Consider the following 17806-nt stretch of genomic DNA (forward strand, 5'->3'; position numbering starts at 1 on the left):
CCGTCGCCGGTCATCGCGACGAGCTTGCCGCCCCCCTGCTCGCGCTTGATGAGGGCCATCTTGTCCTCGGGGGTGGCCTCGGCGAGGAAGTCGTCGACGCCGGCCTCCTCGGCGATGGCCTTCGCCGTCAGCGGGTTGTCGCCGGTGATCATGACCGTCTTGATGCCCATCCGGCGCAGCTCGTCGAACCGCTCCCGCATGCCCTCCTTGACGACGTCCTTGAGGTGGATGACACCGAGGACGCGGGCGCCGTGCTCGTCCTCCAGGGCCACCAGCAGCGGCGTGCCGCCCGCCCCGGAGATCGTGTCGGTGAGCGCCTGCGCGTCCTGCGAGACGGTGCCGCCGCGCTCCTTCACCCAGGTGACGACCGAACCGGTGGCACCCTTGCGGACCTTGCGTCCGTCCACGTCGACGCCGGACATCCGGGTCTGGGCGGTGAACGCGACCCACTCGGCCTGCCTCAGCTCACCCTGGTGGCGCTCGCGCAGCCCGTACTTCTCCTTGGCGAGCACGACGATCGAGCGGCCCTCCGGCGTCTCGTCGGCCAGTGAGGAGAGCTGGGCCGCGTCCGCCAGTTCGGCCTCGGTCGTGCCCTTCACGGGTACGAACTCGGCGGCCTGCCGGTTGCCGAGCGTGATGGTGCCGGTCTTGTCGAGCAGCAGGGTCGACACGTCACCGGCGGCCTCGACGGCGCGCCCGGACATGGCGAGGACATTGCGCTGGACGAGCCGGTCCATGCCGGCGATACCGATCGCGGAGAGCAGTGCGCCGATGGTCGTCGGGATCAGGCAGACCAGCAGCGCGGTCAGCACGATCATCGACTGCCGCTGCCCGGCGTAGATCGCGAAGGGCTGGAGGGTGACGACGGCCAGCAGGAAGACGACGGTGAGGGACGCGAGGAGGATGTTCAGCGCGATCTCGTTGGGCGTCTTCTGCCGGGCGGCGCCCTCGACCAGGGCGATCATCCGGTCGATGAACGTCTCGCCGGGCTTGGTCGTGATCTTGACGACGATGCGGTCGGAGAGCACCTTCGTGCCCCCGGTGACAGCGCTCCGGTCGCCGCCGGACTCCCGGATGACCGGGGCGGACTCGCCCGTGATCGCGGACTCGTCGACGCTCGCGACGCCTTCGACGACATCACCGTCGCCCGGGATGACGTCACCGGCCTCGCAGACCACCAGATCGCCGATGCGCAGCTCGGTGCCGGGCACCTGCTCCTCGCTCCCGCCGGCCAGCCGCCGCGCGACGGTGTCGGTCTTGGCCTTGCGCAGCGTGTCTGCCTGCGCCTTGCCACGCCCCTCGGCGACCGCCTCCGCCAGGTTGGCGAAGACCGTGGTCAGCCACAGCCAGGCCGCGATCGCCCAGCCGAACCACTCGCCCGGGTCCAGGCACGCCAGCACGGTCGTGAACACCGAGCCGATCAGCACCACGAACATCACCGGGGACTTGACCATCACCCGGGGGTCGAGCTTGCGTACGGCGTCGGGGAAGGAGCGGACCAGCTGCGCGGGGTCGAACAGGCCCCCGCCGACGCGTCCTTCGCTCTGGTGACCCGTGGGCGTGTCCTGGTGCGGTGCCCGGGTGGGGGTGACAGTGGACATCGCGTCCTCTTGCTCCGTACGAGTGGTCATGACGCCAGCCCTTCGGCCAGCGGCCCCAGCGCCAGGGCCGGGAAGAAGGTCAGCCCGGTGATGATCAGGATCGTGCCGACCAGCAGTCCGCTGAAGAGCGGCTTGTGCGTGCCCAGGGTGCCCACGGTCGCCGGTACGGGCTTCTGCTCGGCGAGCGAGCCGGCCAGCGCGAGGATGAACACCATCGGCAGGAACCGGCCGAGCAGCATCGCGAGACCGATCGTGGTGTTGAACCACTGTGTGTCCGCGTTGAGCCCGGCGAACGCCGAACCGTTGTTGTTGGCGCCCGAGGTGTAGGCGTAGAGGATCTCGGAGAATCCGTGGGCGCCGGTGTTGGTCATCGAGTGGGGCGGGGTGGGCAGTGCCATCGCCGCGGCGGTGAAGCAGAGCACCAGCGCCGGGGTGATCAGGATGTAGCAGGCCGCGAGCTTGATCTCGCGGGTGCCGATCTTCTTGCCGAGGTACTCCGGCGTCCGGCCGACCATCAGCCCGGCGATGAACACCGCGATGATCGCCATGACGAGCATGCCGTAGAGGCCGGAACCCACACCTCCGGGCGCGATCTCGCCGAGCTGCATGCCCAGCATGGTGATCCCGCCGCCGAAGCCCGTGTACGAGGAGTGGAAGGAGTTCACCGCACCGGTGGAGGTGAGGGTCGTGGCCACGGCGAAGATCGAGGAGCCGGCGATCCCGAACCGGGTCTCCTTGCCCTCCATCGCCCCGCCCGCGATCTCGAACGCGGGCCCGTGGTGGCTGAATTCGGTCCACATCATCAGGGTGGTGAAGCCCAGCCAGATGACACCCATCGTCGCGAGGATCGCGTATCCCTGCTTGAGCGAGCCGACCATCCGGCCGAACGTCCGGGTCATCGCGAACGGAATGACCAGGATCAGGAAGATCTCAAGAAGGTTGGACAGCCCGTTGGGGTTCTCGAACGGGTGGGACGAGTTGGCGTTGAAGTAGCCGCCGCCGTTGGTGCCCAGCTCCTTGATGGCCTCCTGGGAGGCCACGGCGCCGCCGTTCCACTGCTGCGAGCCGCCCATGAACTGCCCGACCTCGTGGATGCCGGCGAAGTTCTGGATCGCGCCGCAGGCCACCAGCAGCAGCGCGCCGACGGCGGCGATCGGCAGCAGGATCCGTACGGTGCCGCGCACCAGGTCGGACCAGAAGTTGCCGAGCTCACCGGTGCGGGAGCGGGCGAAGCCGCGTACGAGGGCCACCGCGACGGCCATCCCGACGGCGGCCGAGACGAAGTTCTGCACCGCGAGGCCGCCGGTCTGCACGACGTGGCCCATGGCCTGTTCGCCGTAGTACGACTGCCAGTTGGTGTTGGCGACGAACGACGCCGCCGTGTTGAACGCCTGGTCCGGGTCGATCGAGGCGAAGCCGAGCGAACCGGGCAGCGCGCCCTGGAGCCGCTGCAGCAGATAGAGGAAGAGGACGCTCACCACGGAGAAGGCGAGCACCCCCCGCAGATACGCGGGCCAGCGCATCTGCGTGTTCGGGTCGGCGCCGACGGCCTTGTACATCCACTTCTCGACGCGCAGGTGCTTGTTCGAGGAGTAGACGCCGGCCATGTAGTCGCCGAGCGGACGGTACGCCAGCCCCAGCGCCACGACGAGCGCGAGAACCTGGAGCACACCAGCGAGGACGGGGCTCATATCGCGCTCAGAACCTCTCCGGGTACAGAAGGGCGAGGACGAGGTAGCCCAGCAGGGCGACGGCCACGATCAGGCCGACGATGTTCTCGGCAGTCACAGCTTCGCCACCCCCTTGGCGACGAGAGCCACCAGCGCGAAGACCGCGATCGTGGTGACGACGAAGGCCACATCGGCCATCGTGTGCTCCTAGATGAGGTACGGATTCTCGGACCTCTTGAGCAAACCTCTCGCCACGGGTGTCCTGGCCTGCGTTGATGTCTTCCTTACGGGGAACGGCGGGCCTTTTACGGCGCACATACGTGCCCGATACGCGCCCCATACGCGCCCCCTTTGCGCGCTGTCCGGAACCCGTCTTGCGCACAGCCTGGTGGCTTCTTCCGGACGCGGAACGGCCGGTGGGCCGCACCCCCTCGAAAGGGGGTACGGCCCACCGGCCGAAGCTGTGCCGGGCGGCTGCCCGTGCCCGCTCAGCGCACCTCGGTGATCTCGGGTCCGCGCTGGAGCTGGCCCATGCCGCCGGAGAACTTCGAACCCTCCTGGCTCTCCTGCTGGACCCCTTCGGGGACCATCTGGGCGTCGTTGGGCAGCTTGAGGACGATCGGGTCGCGCGGAGCCATCGGGCCCTCGCCACGGACGACCACGGTGTCCCGGAAGATCGTCTCCAGCAGTCCGGCGGCCTCCGGCTGCACGGCACCCTGGCCCGAGATCACTCCGCGCAGGAACCAGCGCGGTCCGTCGACGCCGACGAAGCGCACCAGCTGCACGCCGTTCGTCCCGTCCGGGAGCTGTACGGGGACCTGGGCACGCAGCTCCCAGCCCAGCGGGCCCTCGACCTCGTCGATGATCCCGCCCTGCTGGGTGATGCCGGCCGCGATCTCCTCGCGGACCTCGCCCCAGATGCCTTCCTTCTTGGGCGCGGCGAAGGCCTGCAGCTGGATGGCGCTGTCGCGCAGCACCACGGTCGCGGCGACGATCGCGTCACCGGCCACCTCGACGCGCAGCTCCATGCCCTCGACGCCGGGCACGAAGACGCCGCCCAGGTCGACCCGTCCCTCACCGGGCTGGGAGACCTCGGAGATGTCCCACGGCCCGTCCGGCCGAGGTGCCGGCGGGAGGTTCACCCGACGCGGGCCGCTGGCGGCGCCGTCGGTGTCATCGAGCTCGTCGACGACCTGCTCGGCCTCGCGCGCTTCGTCCGCCACGTCCTCGGCGGAACCACTCTTCTTGCGACGTCCGAACACGTCACTGTCCTTCCCGGTCGGGTACGACCGAAGCGTAGCTGTTCCCGCCCTGGGTAATCCCGCCCCTGACGCCATCAACATCACCGGAAGCATGCCCTCCGGTGGATCCGAAGCCTCCCTCGCCGCGGGCCGAGCCGGGCAGCTCCGCCACCTCGTGGAAGCGCACCTTCTCGACCTGCTGGACGACCAGTTGGGCAATCCGGTCGAACCGCTCGAACCGCACGGGCTCACGCGGGTCGAGGTTGATGACGATCACCTTGATCTCTCCACGGTACCCGGCATCAACCGTCCCCGGGGCATTCACGAGGGCGACTCCGCAGCGTGCGGCGAGGCCGGAGCGCGGGTGCACGAACGCGGCGTATCCGTCGGGCAGCGCGATCGACACCCCGGTGGGCAGCACCGCCCGCTCCCCCGGGGCGAGCACGACGGCCTCGGTGGTCACCAGATCGGCTCCGGCGTCGCCCGGGTGCCCATAGGCCGGGATCGGCACGTCCGGGTCGATCCGGCGGATCAGTACGTCCACGGGCCGGCGCATCAGGGGTTCACCTCGAAGGCCCGGGCGCGCCTGACCTGGTCCGGGTCGGCCATCGCCGCCCGGATCTCGGCCGGGCGGCCGTTCTCGATGAAGTGGTCGACCTTCACCTCGATGAAGAGGGCCTCGGCCCGGACCGCGACGGGCCCGTCCGGGCCGCCGATCCGGCCGGTCGCCCGGGAGTAGATCTTCCGGCCGTGCACCGCGGTGATCTCCGCGTCGAGGTGCAGCACGGTGTCCACCGGAACCGGACGCACGAAGTCGGTCTCCAGCCGTCCGGTCACGGCGATCACCCGCAGGAGCCAGTTCAGCGAGCCGAGCGTCTCGTCCAGCGCGGTGGTCAGGATCCCGCCGTGCGCCAGCCCCGGGGCGCCCTGGTGAGCGGCCTTCACGGTGAACTCGGCGGTGACACTGACGCCGTCACCGGCCCGCGCCTGGAGGTGCAGCCCGTGCTGCTGCCCACCGCCGCAGCCGAAACAGTGTTCGTAGTGCGCGCCGAGGAGTTCGCCGGGGGCCGGGGCTTCGGGGTGCCGGACCGGTTTCACCGCGTCGGCCGGGGGCTTCAGAGCCGCAGATGTTCCACTCACAGGCGCAGACCTTACCCGCGCGGCTACCCGCGGGTCGCACCGTGCCAAGCTTGGGTCCATGCAGCCTTCCACCCCGCCTTTCGACGAACGACTGACCGCACCCCGTTCGTGGTGGCTCATCGCCCTCCTGATCGGCATCGCCTGCGCGCTGATGCTGCTGCCGCTCGGCACCCTGCCCCTGCTGGCCGGTCTCGCGGGCGGCACGGCCCTGTCGGCGGTCGCGGTGAGCTCCTACGGCTCGGCCAGGATCCGGGTCGTGGCGGGCGCCCTGGTCGCCGGCGACGCACGGATTCCGGTGACGGCGCTCGGCGAGGCCGAGGTGCTGGACGGGGAGGAGGCGCGCGCGTGGCGCACGTACAAGGCGGACACCCGGGCGTTCATGCTGCTGCGCAGCTACATCCCGACGGCGGTCCGGGTGGAGGTCACCGATCCGCAGGACCCGACCCCGTACGTCTATCTGTCGACGCGCGAGCCGCAGGCCCTGGTGGCGGCGCTCACGGCCGTACGCGCCTGAGGTCGTTCGGATCCGGCCTGATCCGAACGAGAGGCCCTAGTTTCCCTTACCGCCTCTGCGGCGACCCGGGGAGCTCTGCGCGTCCGGCTCGCCCGGCAGGGCCTTGCGGGGGCCCACCTGCCGCTCAAGCGGAGGCAGCTCGGGGAGCCGGTCCCAGGGGATCTGGTGCTTGCGCAGGTCCTTCCTGACCCGTTCGGCGAGTTTTCTGGTGTCGCGCCGGTTCATCACCGCACCGACGGCGGCGCCGACCATGAACGGGACCAGACTCGGCAGATCGCGCGCCATGCGCTTCATGATCTGCTGGCGCAGCTCGCGCTTCATCTGACCGCCCAGCGCGGCGTTGACCGTCGTGGGGTGGGCGACATCGATTCCGCGCTCCTCCGTCCACGACGTGAGGTAGGCGGTGGAACGCTGGCCGAGCCCGCCCGGCGGGCGCTGTCCGTAGACCTCGTGCAGCTCGGCGACGAGTTTCATCTCGATCGCGGCCACACCGGTGATCTCCGCCGCCAGCTCGGCGAGCATGGCGGGCGGTACGGGCATCATCGCCGCCGCGCCGATTCCGGCTCCGACGGTGGCGCTGCCCTTGCTCGCGCCCGCGACCAGCTTGTCGGCGAGCTCCTCCGGGCCGAGGCCCGGGAACTGCTTGCGCAGGGTGGCGAGATCGCGCACAGGGATGCGGGGAGCGTTCTCGATGATCAGGTCGGCGATATGACCGATCGCTGCCTTGGCACTCTCCCCGCTCTTGCGTACGCCCCGTTTCACTGAACCCAGACGGCCTGCCCCGGTCACGGGCTCCGTCCTGTCGACCTGTCCGGCCCCATCGGCCGTGTCGACTCCTTCGGCCGCCGCGACAACCGCTTCGAGCGAGGCCGGCCGGCCCCGCTCGTCGTCCCGCTCGCCCGGGGAGGGTGGCAGGGCGGATGGCTCGGCAGGCGCTGCTACGCCTTCTGCCGGGCCCGTGCCGCCCTGATACGCCTCCGACGACCTCTTGCGCCGCAAGCGTCGCTTCCGGAACGGTGTGTCGCCTGCCACGGTCGGCGCGACCTAGTCGCAGTCGCGGCAGATCGGCTGGCCGTTCTTCTCCCGTGCCAGCTGGCTCCTGTGGTGCACCAGGAAGCAGCTCATGCACGTGAACTCATCGGCCTGCTTGGGCAGGACCCTGACGGCCAGCTCCTCGTTGGACAGGTCTGCGCCGGGCAGCTCCAGTCCTTCGGCCGCGTCGAATTCGTCGACGTCGACGGCGGACGCCGTCTTGTCGCTCCGGCGAGCCTTGAGTTCTTCGAGGCTGTCCTGGTCGACGTCGTCATCGGTCTTGCGTGGGGTGTCGTAATCCGTTGCCATGTCGCTCTCCCCCTCTGGGTGTCTGCGGTGTCTCAGCGCACGTAACGCGTGAGAGGCCGGACTTGTGCCCGACCCGAGGCGGAGATTTTGCCTCACATCAAGGTCTGTTACTCAATCGACACCCAATAGGACCGCTCGTGAGCGGTCGGCTTGGGTGGCGATGGGGACCGTACACGGTCCCGGTGTCGCGCTCCACGGGCGCCACCCCGTGTACTTCCCGTGATATCGGGCCCCGAAAACCCCGACTTTTGCGGGTTTTCGAGTGGAGTCCCTGATCACGGAGCGTTGACGGTCACAGATTCGCTCCTGTGATCGATCACACACGGACGATCCGGGCACAGGTCCCGAAAATTCCGCTCAAAGCGAACAAGTCAATTCGTGCGCGAATCGCTCCGTCCAGCCTCTCAGACCGGCAGTGAGACACGCATCACAAGACCACCGCCTTCACGGGGCTCCGCGATGATACGGCCACCGTGTGCGCGCGCCACGGAGCGCGCGATCGACAGGCCGAGCCCGACCCCCTTGTCGCTGCCCGTTCGCTCCGTACGGAGCCGTCTGAAGGGCTCGAAGAGGTTGTCGATCTCGTACGCCGGCACCACCGGGCCGGTGTTCGAGACCACCAGCACGGCCTGGCCGCCCTGGAGCTCGGTGGTGACCTCCACCCAGCCCCCCTCGGGGACGTTGTAGCGCACGGCGTTCTGTACGAGGTTCAGCGCGATCCGCTCCAGCAGGACGCCGTTGCCCTGCACGACGGCGGGGGCCAGCTCGCCTCGGATCTCCACACCGCGCTCCTCGGCCTCGCCGCGCGTCTGGTCGAGCGCGCGCGAGGCGACCTCCGCGAGGTCGACCGGTTTGCGCTCGACGATCTGGTTGTCGCTGCGGGCCAGCAGCAGCAGGCCCTCGACCAGCTGCTCGCTGCGCTCGTTGGTGGCCAGCAGGGTCTTGCCTAGCTGCTTCAGCTCCGCCGGGGCCTGGGGGTCGGACAGATGGACCTCCAGCAGCGTGCGGTTGATCGCGAGCGGTGTGCGCAGCTCGTGCGAGGCGTTGCCGACGAACCGCTGCTGGGCGGTGAAGGCCCGTTCCAGGCGGTCGAGCATCTCGTCGAAGGTGTCGGCGAGCTCCTTCAGCTCGTCGTCCGGGCCGTCCAGCTCGATCCGGCGGGACAGGTCCGTTCCGGCCACCCGGCGGGCGGTGCGGGTGATCCGGCCCAGCGGCGAGAGCACCCGACCGGCCATCGCATAGCCGAAGGCGAAGGCGATGACGCTCAGCCCCACCAGAGCCAGCAGCGAGCGGTTCAGGAGCGTGTCGAGCGCCTGCTGGCGCTGGTGGTTGACGCAGGAGTTCATCGCCGCGTTGAAGGCTTCCGGCGATGCCTTCTCCGGCAGGTTGCAGACATCGCTGCGGACCTGCCCGTTGACGATCTGGAACGGCAGCTCGCTGCCCACGTGCAGGGCCTGCGCGGCCAGCATGTAGATGATCGACAGCAGCAGGATTCCGGCGATCAGGAACATGCCGCCGTAGAGCAGCGTGAGCCGTATCCGGATGGTCGGACGCAGCCAGTAGGGGGGCTCCTGCTGTTTGGGCTCCCAGGTGGGCTTCGGTGGCGCCGACGGCGGCGCGGGGACGGAAGGCATCGGCCGTCAGATCCGGTAGCCGGAACCGGGCACGGTGACGATGACCGGCGGCTCGCCGAGTTTCCGGCGCAGCGTCATGACGGTCACCCGGACGACATTGGTGAACGGGTCGGTGTTCTCGTCCCAGGCCTTCTCCAGCAGCTGCTCGGCCGAGACGACCGCGCCCTCGCTGCGCATCAGGACCTCCAGTACGGCGAACTCCTTCGGCGCGAGCTGGACCTCCGTCTCGCCCCGGAAGACCTCGCGCCGGTTGGGGTCGAGCTTGATGCCGGCCCGCTCCAGGACGGGCGGCAGGGCCACCGTCGTACGCCGGCCGAGCGCCCGCACCCGTGCGGTGAGCTCGCTGAAGGCGAACGGCTTGGGCAGATAGTCGTCGGCGCCGAGCTCCAGGCCCTCGACCCGGTCGCTGACGTCCCCGGACGCGGTGAGCATGAGCACCCGGGTGGGCATGCCCAGCTCGACGATCCGCCGGCAGACGTCGTCGCCGTGCACCAGGGGGAGGTCCCGGTCCAGCACCACGACGTCGTAGTCGTTGACCTCGATGCGCTCCAGGGCCGCCGCACCGTCGTACACGACATCGACGGCCATGGCCTCCCGGCGCAGCCCTGTGGCCACCGCATCGGCGAGCAGCTGCTCGTCCTCCACGACGAGTACGCGCACGGCGCTGTCCTTCCTTAGAAACTTCAGAACGTGTCGAAGCACCCACGGTCCGTGATCCGGGCATCCGTCGGCACTGGTCTGTGCGGCTCCATCCTGCCCGCAACGCGCATAAACCGGCGGTAAGACGACGCTGCCCCACCTGGGGCTCAACGGAATTCACCGGATTTTCCGGCCAGTTGAGGTTTCTCCCGCCCCAGGCCAGGGGAGGACGAATTCACACCCGCGATCACGCCTTGAATGTGGCGTACCACTGGCCACTCCGTCCCCGGAGAGCGCGTGATCACCCGCCCTACCGCCTCCGTGCGGAGGGAAACCCCGGGCACACCCCCGTGCCACCGACCCACGATGAGGGGGCGCATTATGGACGCTTTCACCGCAGGTCTGCTGCAGCGGATCAAGACCACCGAGCACGACCTCACGAGAGCCCGGGAGACGGGCGACGACTTCCTCGCGGATGTCGAGCAGAGCGAGCTGGAGGACCTTCACCGCCTCGCCGCCGAGCACGGTGTCGAGATCGGCGCCACCAGCGTCTGAGTACGCATATGTGAAGGGCCCCTGACGCCGGGACCGGCGTCAGGGGCCCTTCACATATGCCCGAAGGCCGGCCTCTCGTTCGGATCATGCCGGGCTCGCGGGGCCGGCATGATCCGAACGAAAGACCCTAGTCGTGCCAGGCGCCGAACTCCTCCAGGAGGGTCTGCAGCGGCTCGAAGACGCCCGGCGTCGCAGCGATCGTCAGATCACCGTCGGCGGGCTGCCCGGGGCGCCCGCCGGTGTACGCGCCGGCCTCACGGGCGATGAGGTCGCCGGCCGCAAGGTCCCAGGGGTGGAGCCCGCGCTCGTAGTAGCCGTCGAGACGGCCGGAGGCCACGTCGCAGAGGTCCACGGCGGCGGAACCGCTGCGCCGGATGTCACGAAGCCGCGGAATCAGCTGCTGGGCCACGTCCGCCTGGTGCGTACGGACGTGGCTGACGTAGTTGAAACCGGTCGAGACGAGCGCCTGGTCGAGCGGCGGCGCGGGCCGGCAGCGCAGCGCGGTGCCCTCGCCGTACGCGCCGCCCGTGGCGTACGCCCCGCCGCCGAGCACCGCCCGGTAGGTCTCGCGGCGCATCGGGGCCTCCACCACGCCCACGACGCGCACGCCGTCCCGTTCGGCGGCGATGGAGACGGCCCAGGTGGGCAGGCCGTACAGGTAGTTCACGGTGCCGTCGAGCGGGTCGATGACCCAGCGGACGCCGCTGCTGCCCTCGGTGCTGGTCCCTTCCTCGCCGAGGAAGCCGTCCTGCGGGCGGCGCTCGCTCAGGAAGCCGGTGATGAGCTTCTCGGCGGCGAGGTCCATCTCGGTGACGACGTCGATCGGGCTGGACTTGGTCGCGGCCACGCCCAGATCGGCCGGCCGGCCGTCACGGAGCAGCGCGCCCGCGCGGCCGGCGGCCTCCAGGGCGAGCTCGAGCAGTTCGGACGGATTCGGGTCGGTCACGGCTCTCCAGGGGTCTGTGGACGTATGGCGGGACGCTTACGCGTAGGGGCTGTCGGCACCCGCGGCGGCGGGCTTGGGGGCCCGGGCCGGGCAGCAGCCGACCGGGCAGAGGTCGTGTCCCGGGCCGAGCGCGCCCAGCGCGCACCGCTCCCCGCCCTGCCCCCGCTCGGTGGCGGCGCGCTCCAGCACCAGTTCGCGCACGGCCGCGGCGAACCGCGGGTCGGCGCCCACCGTTGCCGACCGGCGCACCGGCAGCCCGAGCTCGGCGGCCTTCGCGGTGGCCTCGGTGTCGAGGTCGTACAGGACCTCCATGTGGTCCGAGACGAATCCGATGGGGGCCATCACCACGGCGGGCACCCCCTGCGCGTGCAGCGTCTCCAGGTGGTCGCAGATGTCGGGCTCCAGCCAGGGGATGTGCGGGGCGCCGCTGCGCGACTGGTAGACGAGCTGCCAGGGGTACTCGACGCCGGTCTCCTCGCGCACCGCGTCGACGATCAGCCGGGCGACGTCGAGGTGCTCGGCGACGTAGGCGCCGCCGTCGCCGTGCGCCTCGACGGGGCCGGAGGTGTCGGCGGCCGAGGTGGGGATGGAGTGCGTGGTGAAGGCGAGGTGCGCCCCGGCCCGTACGTCCTCGGGGAGGTCGGCCAGGGAGGCGAGGACACCGTCCACCATGGGCGTCACGAAACCGGGATGGTTGAAGTAGTGCCGCAGCTTGTCCACCCGGGGCACCGGCAGCCCCTCCGCCTCCAGCGCGGCCAGTGACTCGGCGAGGTTCTCGCGGTACTGCCGGCAGCCGGAGTACGAGGCGTAGGCACTGGTGGCGAGGACGGCGATGCGGCGGTGCCCGTCGGCGGAGATCTCGCGCAGGGTGTCGGTGAGGTACGGCGCCCAGTTGCGGTTGCCCCAGTACACCGGCAGGTCCGGTCCGTGCTCGGCGAAGTCCTTGCGCAGGGCGTCCAGCAGGGCTCTGTTCTGGGCGTTGATCGGGCTGACGCCGCCGAACAGGAAGTAGTGCTTGCCGACCTCCTTCAGCCGCTCCTCGGGGATGCCTCGGCCACGTGTCACGTTCGCCAGGAACGGGACCACGTCGTCCGGGCCTTCGGGGCCGCCGAAGGAGAGCAGCAGCAGGGCGTCGTAGGGGGCGGGATCGCGCAGATCGGACATGACACCGATCCTGCCACCCGCCTCGGACGGCCCTCCCACCGACATCGGCTCAGGGACCCACCCCACTGTCGGACCGACCGCCCCGACCGTAAGCTGTATCGGTTACCTTCACGTATTACAGGCGCGTGCGATCACGCTGTTCCGGAGCCCTCCTTGCCCAGTCCCTACCGCGCGATTTTCGCCGTCCCCGGCACCAAGGGGTTCTCGGCGGCCGGATTCCTCGGCCGGATGCCGCTGTCCATGATGGGCATCGGTGTGGTGACCATGATTTCCCAGCTCACCGGCCGTTACGGCCTCGCCGGCGCCCTCTCCGCGACGCTCGCGATGTCGGCGGCGGTGCTCGGTCCGCTGATCTCCCGGCTCGTGGACCGGCACGGGCAGCGCCGCGTGCTGCGTCCCGCCACCCTCGTCGCGCTGGCGGCGGTGGCCGGGCTCCTGATCTGCGCACAGCAGCGGCTGGCCGACTGGACGCTCTTCGTCTTCGCGGCCGGCGCCGGCTGTGTGCCCAGCGTGGGTTCGATGATCCGGGCCCGCTGGGCGGAGATCTACCGCGGTTCGCCGCGCGAGCTGCACACCGCGTACTCGTGGGAGTCGATCGTCGACGAGGTGTGCTTCATCTTCGGGCCGATCATCTCGATCGGGCTGTCCACCGCCTGGTTCCCGGAGGCGGGGCCGCTGCTGGCCGCCGGGTTCCTGCTGGTCGGCGTCCTCTGGCTGACCGCGCAGCGGGCCACCGAGCCGGTTCCGCATCCGCGCCGGGAGCACACCGGCGGCTCCGCGCTGCGCTCCCGCGGCCTCCAGGTGCTCGTGGTGACCTTCGTGGCCACCGGTGCGATCTTCGGGTCCGTCGACGTGGTGACGGTGGCCTTCGCCGAGGAGCGGGGCCACAAGGCCGCGGCGAGCCTCGTGCTGGCGGTGTACGCGCTGGGATCCTGCCTGGCAGGCGCGGTCTTCGGCCTGCTGCACCTCAAGGGGAAGGCGTCCACCCGGTGGCTGGTGGGCGTGTGCGCGATGGCCGTGAGTATGATCCCCCTCCAACTGGCCGGGAGCCTGCCGTTCCTGGCCGTGGCGCTCTTTGTCGCGGGTCTCGCCATCGCACCGACGATGGTCAGCACCATGGCCCTCGTCGAACAGCACGTACCGCGCACCGAACTGACCGAGGGCATGACCTGGACCAGCACCGGGCTCGCCGTCGGGGTGGCGCTCGGCTCATCGGCCGCCGGCTGGGTGGTCGACGCGTCGGGGGCCGGGGCGGGGTACGCGGTGCCCGTCGTGTCGGGAGCGCTCGCGGCCGCGGTGGCGTTCCTGGGGTATCGCCGGCTCAGCGGGCCGGTTCTCATGGAAGGGCGCGCGGAAGATGACCGACACCGACGCACGGACGACGACGAACGCGTGGCGTAACTGGGCGGGGAACGTCACCGCCCGGCCGGTACGGGCCGTGTCCCCCGCCTCCGTTCCGGAGCTGGCCGACGTGCTGCGCCGGGCGTCCGAGGACGGTCTGCGGGTGAAGCCGGTCGGCACCGGGCACTCCTTCACCGCGACGGCGGCCACCGACGGCGTGCTGATCCGCCCGGACCTGCTCACCGGCATCCGGAACATCGACCGCGAGGCGATGACGGTGACCGTCGAGGCCGGCACCCCGCTGAAGCGGCTGAACACCGCCCTGGCCCGCGAGGGTCTCTCGCTCACCAACATGGGCGACATCATGGAGCAGACGGTCGCGGGCGCCACCTCGACCGGCACCCACGGCACCGGCCGTGACTCGGCCTCCATATCCGCGCAGATCCGCGCCCTCGAACTGGTCACCGCCGACGGCACGGTGCTGACCTGTTCCGCGGAGGAGAACGCCGACATCTTCGCCGTCGCCCGGATCGGGCTCGGCGCACTGGGTGTCGTCACGGCGATCACCTTCGCCGTGGAGCCCGTCTTCCTGCTGACGGCCCGCGAGGAGCCGATGGCCTTCGACCGGGTCATGACCGACTTCGACGAGCTGGTCGCCGAGAACGAGCACTTCGAGTTCTACTGGTTCCCGCACACCGGGAACTGCAACACCAAGCGCAACAACCGCAGCGCGGGCCCCGCCGCCCCGCCCGGAAAGTTCAGCGGCTGGATCGAGGACGAGCTCCTCTCCAACGGGATCTTCCAGGTGGCCTGTTCGCTCGGCCGGGCGGTCCCCGCCACCATTCCGTCGATCGCCAAGCTCTCCAGCCGCGCCCTGTCGGCCCGCACGTACACCGACATCCCGTACAAGGTCTTCACCAGCCCGCGCCGGGTCCGCTTCGTGGAGATGGAGTACGCGGTGCCGCGCGAGGCCGCCGTGGAGGCGCTGCGCGAGGTGAAGGCGATGGTCGAGCGTTCGCCGCTGCGGGTCAGCTTCCCGGTGGAGGTCCGTACCGCCCCCGCGGACGACATCGCGCTCTCCACGGCCTCGGGCCGCGAGAGCGCGTACATCGCCGTCCATCTCTACAGGGGCACGCCCTACCAGGCGTACTTCACGGCGGTCGAGCGCATCATGACCGCCCACGCCGGGCGTCCGCACTGGGGCAAGGTCAACACCCGCGACGCCGAGTACTTCTCCGGGGTGTACCCGCGGTTCGGCGAGTTCACCGCCGTGCGCGACCGGCTGGACCCGGACCGGCTCTTCGGCAACGACTACCTGCGCCGGGTGCTGGGCGAGTAGCGTCCGCCGGTCCTGGGCCGTGGCTCCGCGCGCCCGGGGCGCGCGGAGCCGTTCACTGTCCGGTGTCCGTGCCGGCCGTGGCACCGTTGCCCTGTGCCGGGGCCTCGCCGCCGCCCGCGGGGGCCGTGCCGGCGGAGGCGCCGTCGCCGGGTGCCGTCGGGGAGGGAGTGGCCGCCGGGGACGGGCTCGTACGGTCACCGGTGCTGCCCGACCGGGTGGGGCCGGGCGTCGGATCGGCCGAGGAGCGGTCTCCCCCGCCGGAGTCCGGGTTCCGGCTCGCGCCGCCCTGCTGGTCCGTACCGGGCGTCGTGCCGCTCTCCCGGCCCGGCGTCCGCCCCTGACCGGGGTCGGTGGTCGTCGACGGCGCCGGATCGTCCGACCCGGAACCCCGCTCCCCGCCGCGCACGACGGAGCCGACGGTCGTGCCCTGACCACCGCTCAGGTCGTTGCCGGAGATCAGCTCGTACGTGGTGATTCCGGCCATCGTGAGGACGAAGACCACGGCCGCCCCGAGCGCCGACCGCTTCCAGCCGCGGATCCGGGTGCCGTGCGTGGTGGCTTCGGAGAACTCCTCGTCCGGCTCCGGGCGCCCGGTGGTGAGCAGCTGGGTCGCGTCGAGGGGCCTCAGCATCCGCGTACGGTCCGGATCACCGGCCGGGTCGCGCGGCGCGGCCGTGACGTCCGCCCCGCGCAGCACGGTCGTGGCGTCCACGGCCGGCAGCACCGTGGTGGCGTCCGTGGCTCCGCCGGGGGTGGCGCGGGAGGGCGGTGTGCCCGTCGGTCCTCGCGTCCCCTTCTTCGTCGCACGCGCGCCGGTGGTCTCGCGCGTATGCACGGTCACCTCGCGGCCCGGGTGCTTCACCTGGACCGTGACCTCGCGGATCTGCTCCCCCGTGCGCCGGAAGAAGTGCTGGAAGACCGAACCGCCGCAGGTGGCGACGACGCTCATCACTCCGGCGCCGAGGATCGTTCCGTACACACCCAGCTGGGAGGCCGCCACCGCTGCCGCGACCGCTGCCACAGCGCTGCCCGCCACCTGCGGCAGGCTCAGATCTATACGCCTTTCTTTGGGTTCTATGTCAGTTTCCGGCTTCTGCACCATTTCCAGCCCTTGATTGACATCTCTCCCACCATGCAACAGGAAGGGACATTTGAGCGAAGTGATTAGTTCCGCTTCGGGGGATTCTGTGAAGCAGGACACGCACGAAGGGTGCGCCGCCTTCGGCCGGGTAGCCCAACTCCCGCACCTCAGGAGAACTTCGACGGCGCGGCGGTCCACCCCGGTGGCCCGAATGGAGTACTGTGGCGAGCCCTGGGGCCGGACTCCCGTACGGGTGTCCGGGATCTTCGGGAGGGGGCCGAAGGAGGCACTCGATCCGGCGGCGCCACGGCATCGCACGGGGACTGGCTACACGAAGTGACCGAAGGTCACTTTATGTTGCAGAATAGGTCACCGTGTCATACCGGCGATCAAGGGCTCACGCCCGACACGCCGGGCAACACGGCAATGTTGTGGCAGGCTGCACCCGGGCAGGCCACACTCGACTAGCGGAAGCAGCGACGCACGTGACGTCGGCAGGCACCACCCGGGAGGTCCCCATGCCCGAACTGCGTGTCGTGGCCGTCTCCAACGACGGCACACGACTGGTGCTCAAGGCTGCTGACAGCACGGAGTACACGCTTCCCATCGACGAGCGGCTGCGAGCCGCCGTGCGCAACGACCGCGCGCGGCTCGGCCAGATCGAGATCGAGGTGGAGAGCCACCTCCGCCCCCGCGACATCCAGGCGCGGATACGAGCCGGTGCCTCCGCGGAGGAGGTCGCCCAGTTCGCCGGGATCCCCGTCGACCGTGTCCGCCGCTTCGAGGGCCCCGTGCTCGCGGAGCGCGCCTTCATGGCCGAGCGGGCCCGGAAGACCCCCGTGCGCCGTCCCGGCGAGAACGCCGGTCCCCAGCTCGGCGAGGCGGTGCAGGAGCGGCTGCTGCTGCGCGGCGCCGACAAGGAGACCGTCCAGTGGGACTCCTGGCGCCGGGACGACGGCACCTGGGAGGTCCTGCTGGTCTACCGGGTCGCGGGCGAGCCGCACTCCGCGAGCTGGACGTACGACCCGCCGCGTCGGCTGGTCCAGGCCGTGGACGACGAGGCGCGCTCGCTGATCGGCGAGACCGACGACGTCGCCGCGCCCGAGCCGAGCTTCCCGTTCGTGCCCCGGATCGCCCGGCTGCCGCGCGACCGGCCGCTGGACCGCGCCCTGGACCGTCAGATGGAGCGGCCCACGGCCCCGCCGCCGCCCGAGCCCGAGGAGCACATCGCGTCCGTCTCGGCCGGTGAGCGCGATTCGCTGACCAGCCTGCTGGAGGCGGTGCCGAGCTTCCGCGGCGACATGGTGGTGCCGGAGCGTCCGGCGCCGCCCGAGCCGCCCGCGATCGAGCCCGCCGCCCAGGAGCCGGAGGTGGACGAGCCGCCGGCCGCGGCGGCCTCCGCGGGCGCCGGTTCCGCCTACGCGGATGTGCTGATGCCACGAGCGGTGGCCGGTCACCGTGACCGGCTGACGGGTACGACGGACCGCCAGGCCGAGGCGGACGGCGTCCGGCCGGGCCGCCGGGCCGCCGTACCGACCTGGGACGAGATCGTCTTCGGTACGCGCCGCAAGAAGCAGGACTGAGCGGAGCGACCACAGGA

Annotated in this window: 18 protein-coding genes; 5 read left to right on the forward strand and 13 right to left on the reverse strand. The window is 70.7% G+C overall.

What is annotated here, in order from left to right:
• The 6 genes from kdpB to ACWCPY_RS36010 all read right to left on the reverse strand — a co-directional run.
• Window positions 1–1631, reverse strand: a 1631-nt coding sequence (gene kdpB, locus ACWCPY_RS35985; RefSeq protein WP_451272254.1) for a potassium-transporting ATPase subunit KdpB, incomplete at its 3' end; no start/stop codon positions are given.
• Window positions 1628–3292, reverse strand: a complete 1665-nt coding sequence (gene kdpA, locus ACWCPY_RS35990) for a potassium-transporting ATPase subunit KdpA (protein ID WP_451272256.1) — start codon at window positions 3290–3292, stop codon at window positions 1628–1630. The genes kdpA and kdpB, both read right to left, overlap by 4 nt.
• A gap of 7 nt (window positions 3293–3299) precedes the next feature.
• Window positions 3300–3389, reverse strand: coding sequence for a K(+)-transporting ATPase subunit F (kdpF, locus tag ACWCPY_RS35995; RefSeq protein WP_037701211.1), 90 nt, complete (start codon window positions 3387–3389; stop codon window positions 3300–3302).
• A gap of 370 nt (window positions 3390–3759) precedes the next feature.
• Window positions 3760–4533, reverse strand: a complete 774-nt coding sequence (locus ACWCPY_RS36000; protein ID WP_451272258.1) for a DUF3710 domain-containing protein — start codon at window positions 4531–4533, stop codon at window positions 3760–3762.
• A 1-nt stretch (window position 4534) separates the two neighbouring features.
• Complete coding sequence (dut, locus tag ACWCPY_RS36005; RefSeq protein WP_362452589.1) at window positions 4535–5068, reverse strand: dUTP diphosphatase; 534 nt, start codon at window positions 5066–5068, stop codon at window positions 4535–4537.
• A complete protein-coding gene (locus ACWCPY_RS36010; protein ID WP_451272260.1) occupies window positions 5068–5652 on the reverse strand; it encodes a PaaI family thioesterase in 585 nt (194 codons plus the stop codon). Before ACWCPY_RS36010 ends, dut begins: the two co-directional genes overlap by 1 nt.
• A gap of 58 nt (window positions 5653–5710) precedes the next feature.
• Between ACWCPY_RS36010 and ACWCPY_RS36015 the strand changes: the two genes are divergently transcribed.
• Window positions 5711–6166, forward strand: a complete 456-nt coding sequence (locus tag ACWCPY_RS36015; protein ID WP_451272262.1) for a DUF3093 domain-containing protein — start codon at window positions 5711–5713, stop codon at window positions 6164–6166.
• Window positions 6167–6202: 36 nt separating this feature from the next.
• On the opposite strand, the gene ACWCPY_RS36020 is transcribed toward ACWCPY_RS36015, so the two are convergent.
• From ACWCPY_RS36020 to ACWCPY_RS36035, 4 genes are all read right to left on the reverse strand, one after another.
• Window positions 6203–7198 (reverse strand): hypothetical protein, encoded by a 996-nt coding sequence (locus ACWCPY_RS36020; protein ID WP_451272264.1) that lies wholly within the window; start codon window positions 7196–7198, stop codon window positions 6203–6205.
• A gap of 12 nt (window positions 7199–7210) precedes the next feature.
• Window positions 7211–7507: a DUF4193 domain-containing protein gene (locus tag ACWCPY_RS36025; protein ID WP_003965732.1), complete on the reverse strand. Its 297-nt coding sequence runs from the start codon at window positions 7505–7507 to the stop codon at window positions 7211–7213.
• Window positions 7508–7911: 404 nt separating this feature from the next.
• Complete coding sequence (locus ACWCPY_RS36030; RefSeq protein WP_451272266.1) at window positions 7912–9141, reverse strand: sensor histidine kinase; 1230 nt, start codon at window positions 9139–9141, stop codon at window positions 7912–7914.
• Window positions 9142–9147: 6 nt separating this feature from the next.
• Complete coding sequence (locus tag ACWCPY_RS36035; protein ID WP_072485872.1) at window positions 9148–9801, reverse strand: response regulator transcription factor; 654 nt, start codon at window positions 9799–9801, stop codon at window positions 9148–9150.
• 360 nt (window positions 9802–10161) lie between these two features.
• Between ACWCPY_RS36035 and ACWCPY_RS36040 the strand changes: the two genes are divergently transcribed.
• Window positions 10162–10335, forward strand: a complete 174-nt coding sequence (locus ACWCPY_RS36040) for a hypothetical protein (protein ID WP_177328142.1) — start codon at window positions 10162–10164, stop codon at window positions 10333–10335.
• Window positions 10336–10462: 127 nt separating this feature from the next.
• Here the strand turns inward: ACWCPY_RS36040 and ACWCPY_RS36045 are convergent, their stop codons facing one another.
• Entirely contained in the window at window positions 10463–11281 is an 819-nt protein-coding gene (locus ACWCPY_RS36045) for an inositol monophosphatase family protein (protein ID WP_451272269.1), read from the reverse strand.
• A gap of 36 nt (window positions 11282–11317) precedes the next feature.
• A complete protein-coding gene (locus ACWCPY_RS36050) occupies window positions 11318–12445 on the reverse strand; it encodes a ferrochelatase (protein ID WP_451272271.1) in 1128 nt (375 codons plus the stop codon).
• A 153-nt stretch (window positions 12446–12598) separates the two neighbouring features.
• Between ACWCPY_RS36050 and ACWCPY_RS36055 the strand changes: the two genes are divergently transcribed.
• Both ACWCPY_RS36055 and ACWCPY_RS36060 read left to right on the forward strand, forming a co-directional pair.
• Window positions 12599–13846 (forward strand): MFS transporter, encoded by a 1248-nt coding sequence (locus tag ACWCPY_RS36055; RefSeq protein ID WP_451272273.1) that lies wholly within the window; start codon window positions 12599–12601, stop codon window positions 13844–13846.
• Window positions 13803–15125 (forward strand): D-arabinono-1,4-lactone oxidase, encoded by a 1323-nt coding sequence (locus ACWCPY_RS36060; protein ID WP_451272275.1) that lies wholly within the window; start codon window positions 13803–13805, stop codon window positions 15123–15125. The genes ACWCPY_RS36055 and ACWCPY_RS36060 overlap by 44 nt, the downstream gene beginning before the upstream one ends.
• A gap of 52 nt (window positions 15126–15177) precedes the next feature.
• Here the strand turns inward: ACWCPY_RS36060 and ACWCPY_RS36065 are convergent, their stop codons facing one another.
• Window positions 15178–16227, reverse strand: coding sequence for a hypothetical protein (locus tag ACWCPY_RS36065; protein ID WP_451272277.1), 1050 nt, complete (start codon window positions 16225–16227; stop codon window positions 15178–15180).
• A gap of 497 nt (window positions 16228–16724) precedes the next feature.
• On the opposite strand from ACWCPY_RS36065, the gene sepH reads away from it, so the two are divergent.
• Window positions 16725–17789 (forward strand): septation protein SepH, encoded by a 1065-nt coding sequence (gene sepH / locus ACWCPY_RS36070; protein WP_451272279.1) that lies wholly within the window; start codon window positions 16725–16727, stop codon window positions 17787–17789.
• Window positions 17790–17806 lie beyond the last annotated feature (17 nt).

It is taken from the genome of Streptomyces sp. NPDC002403 (genome assembly GCF_053593015.1).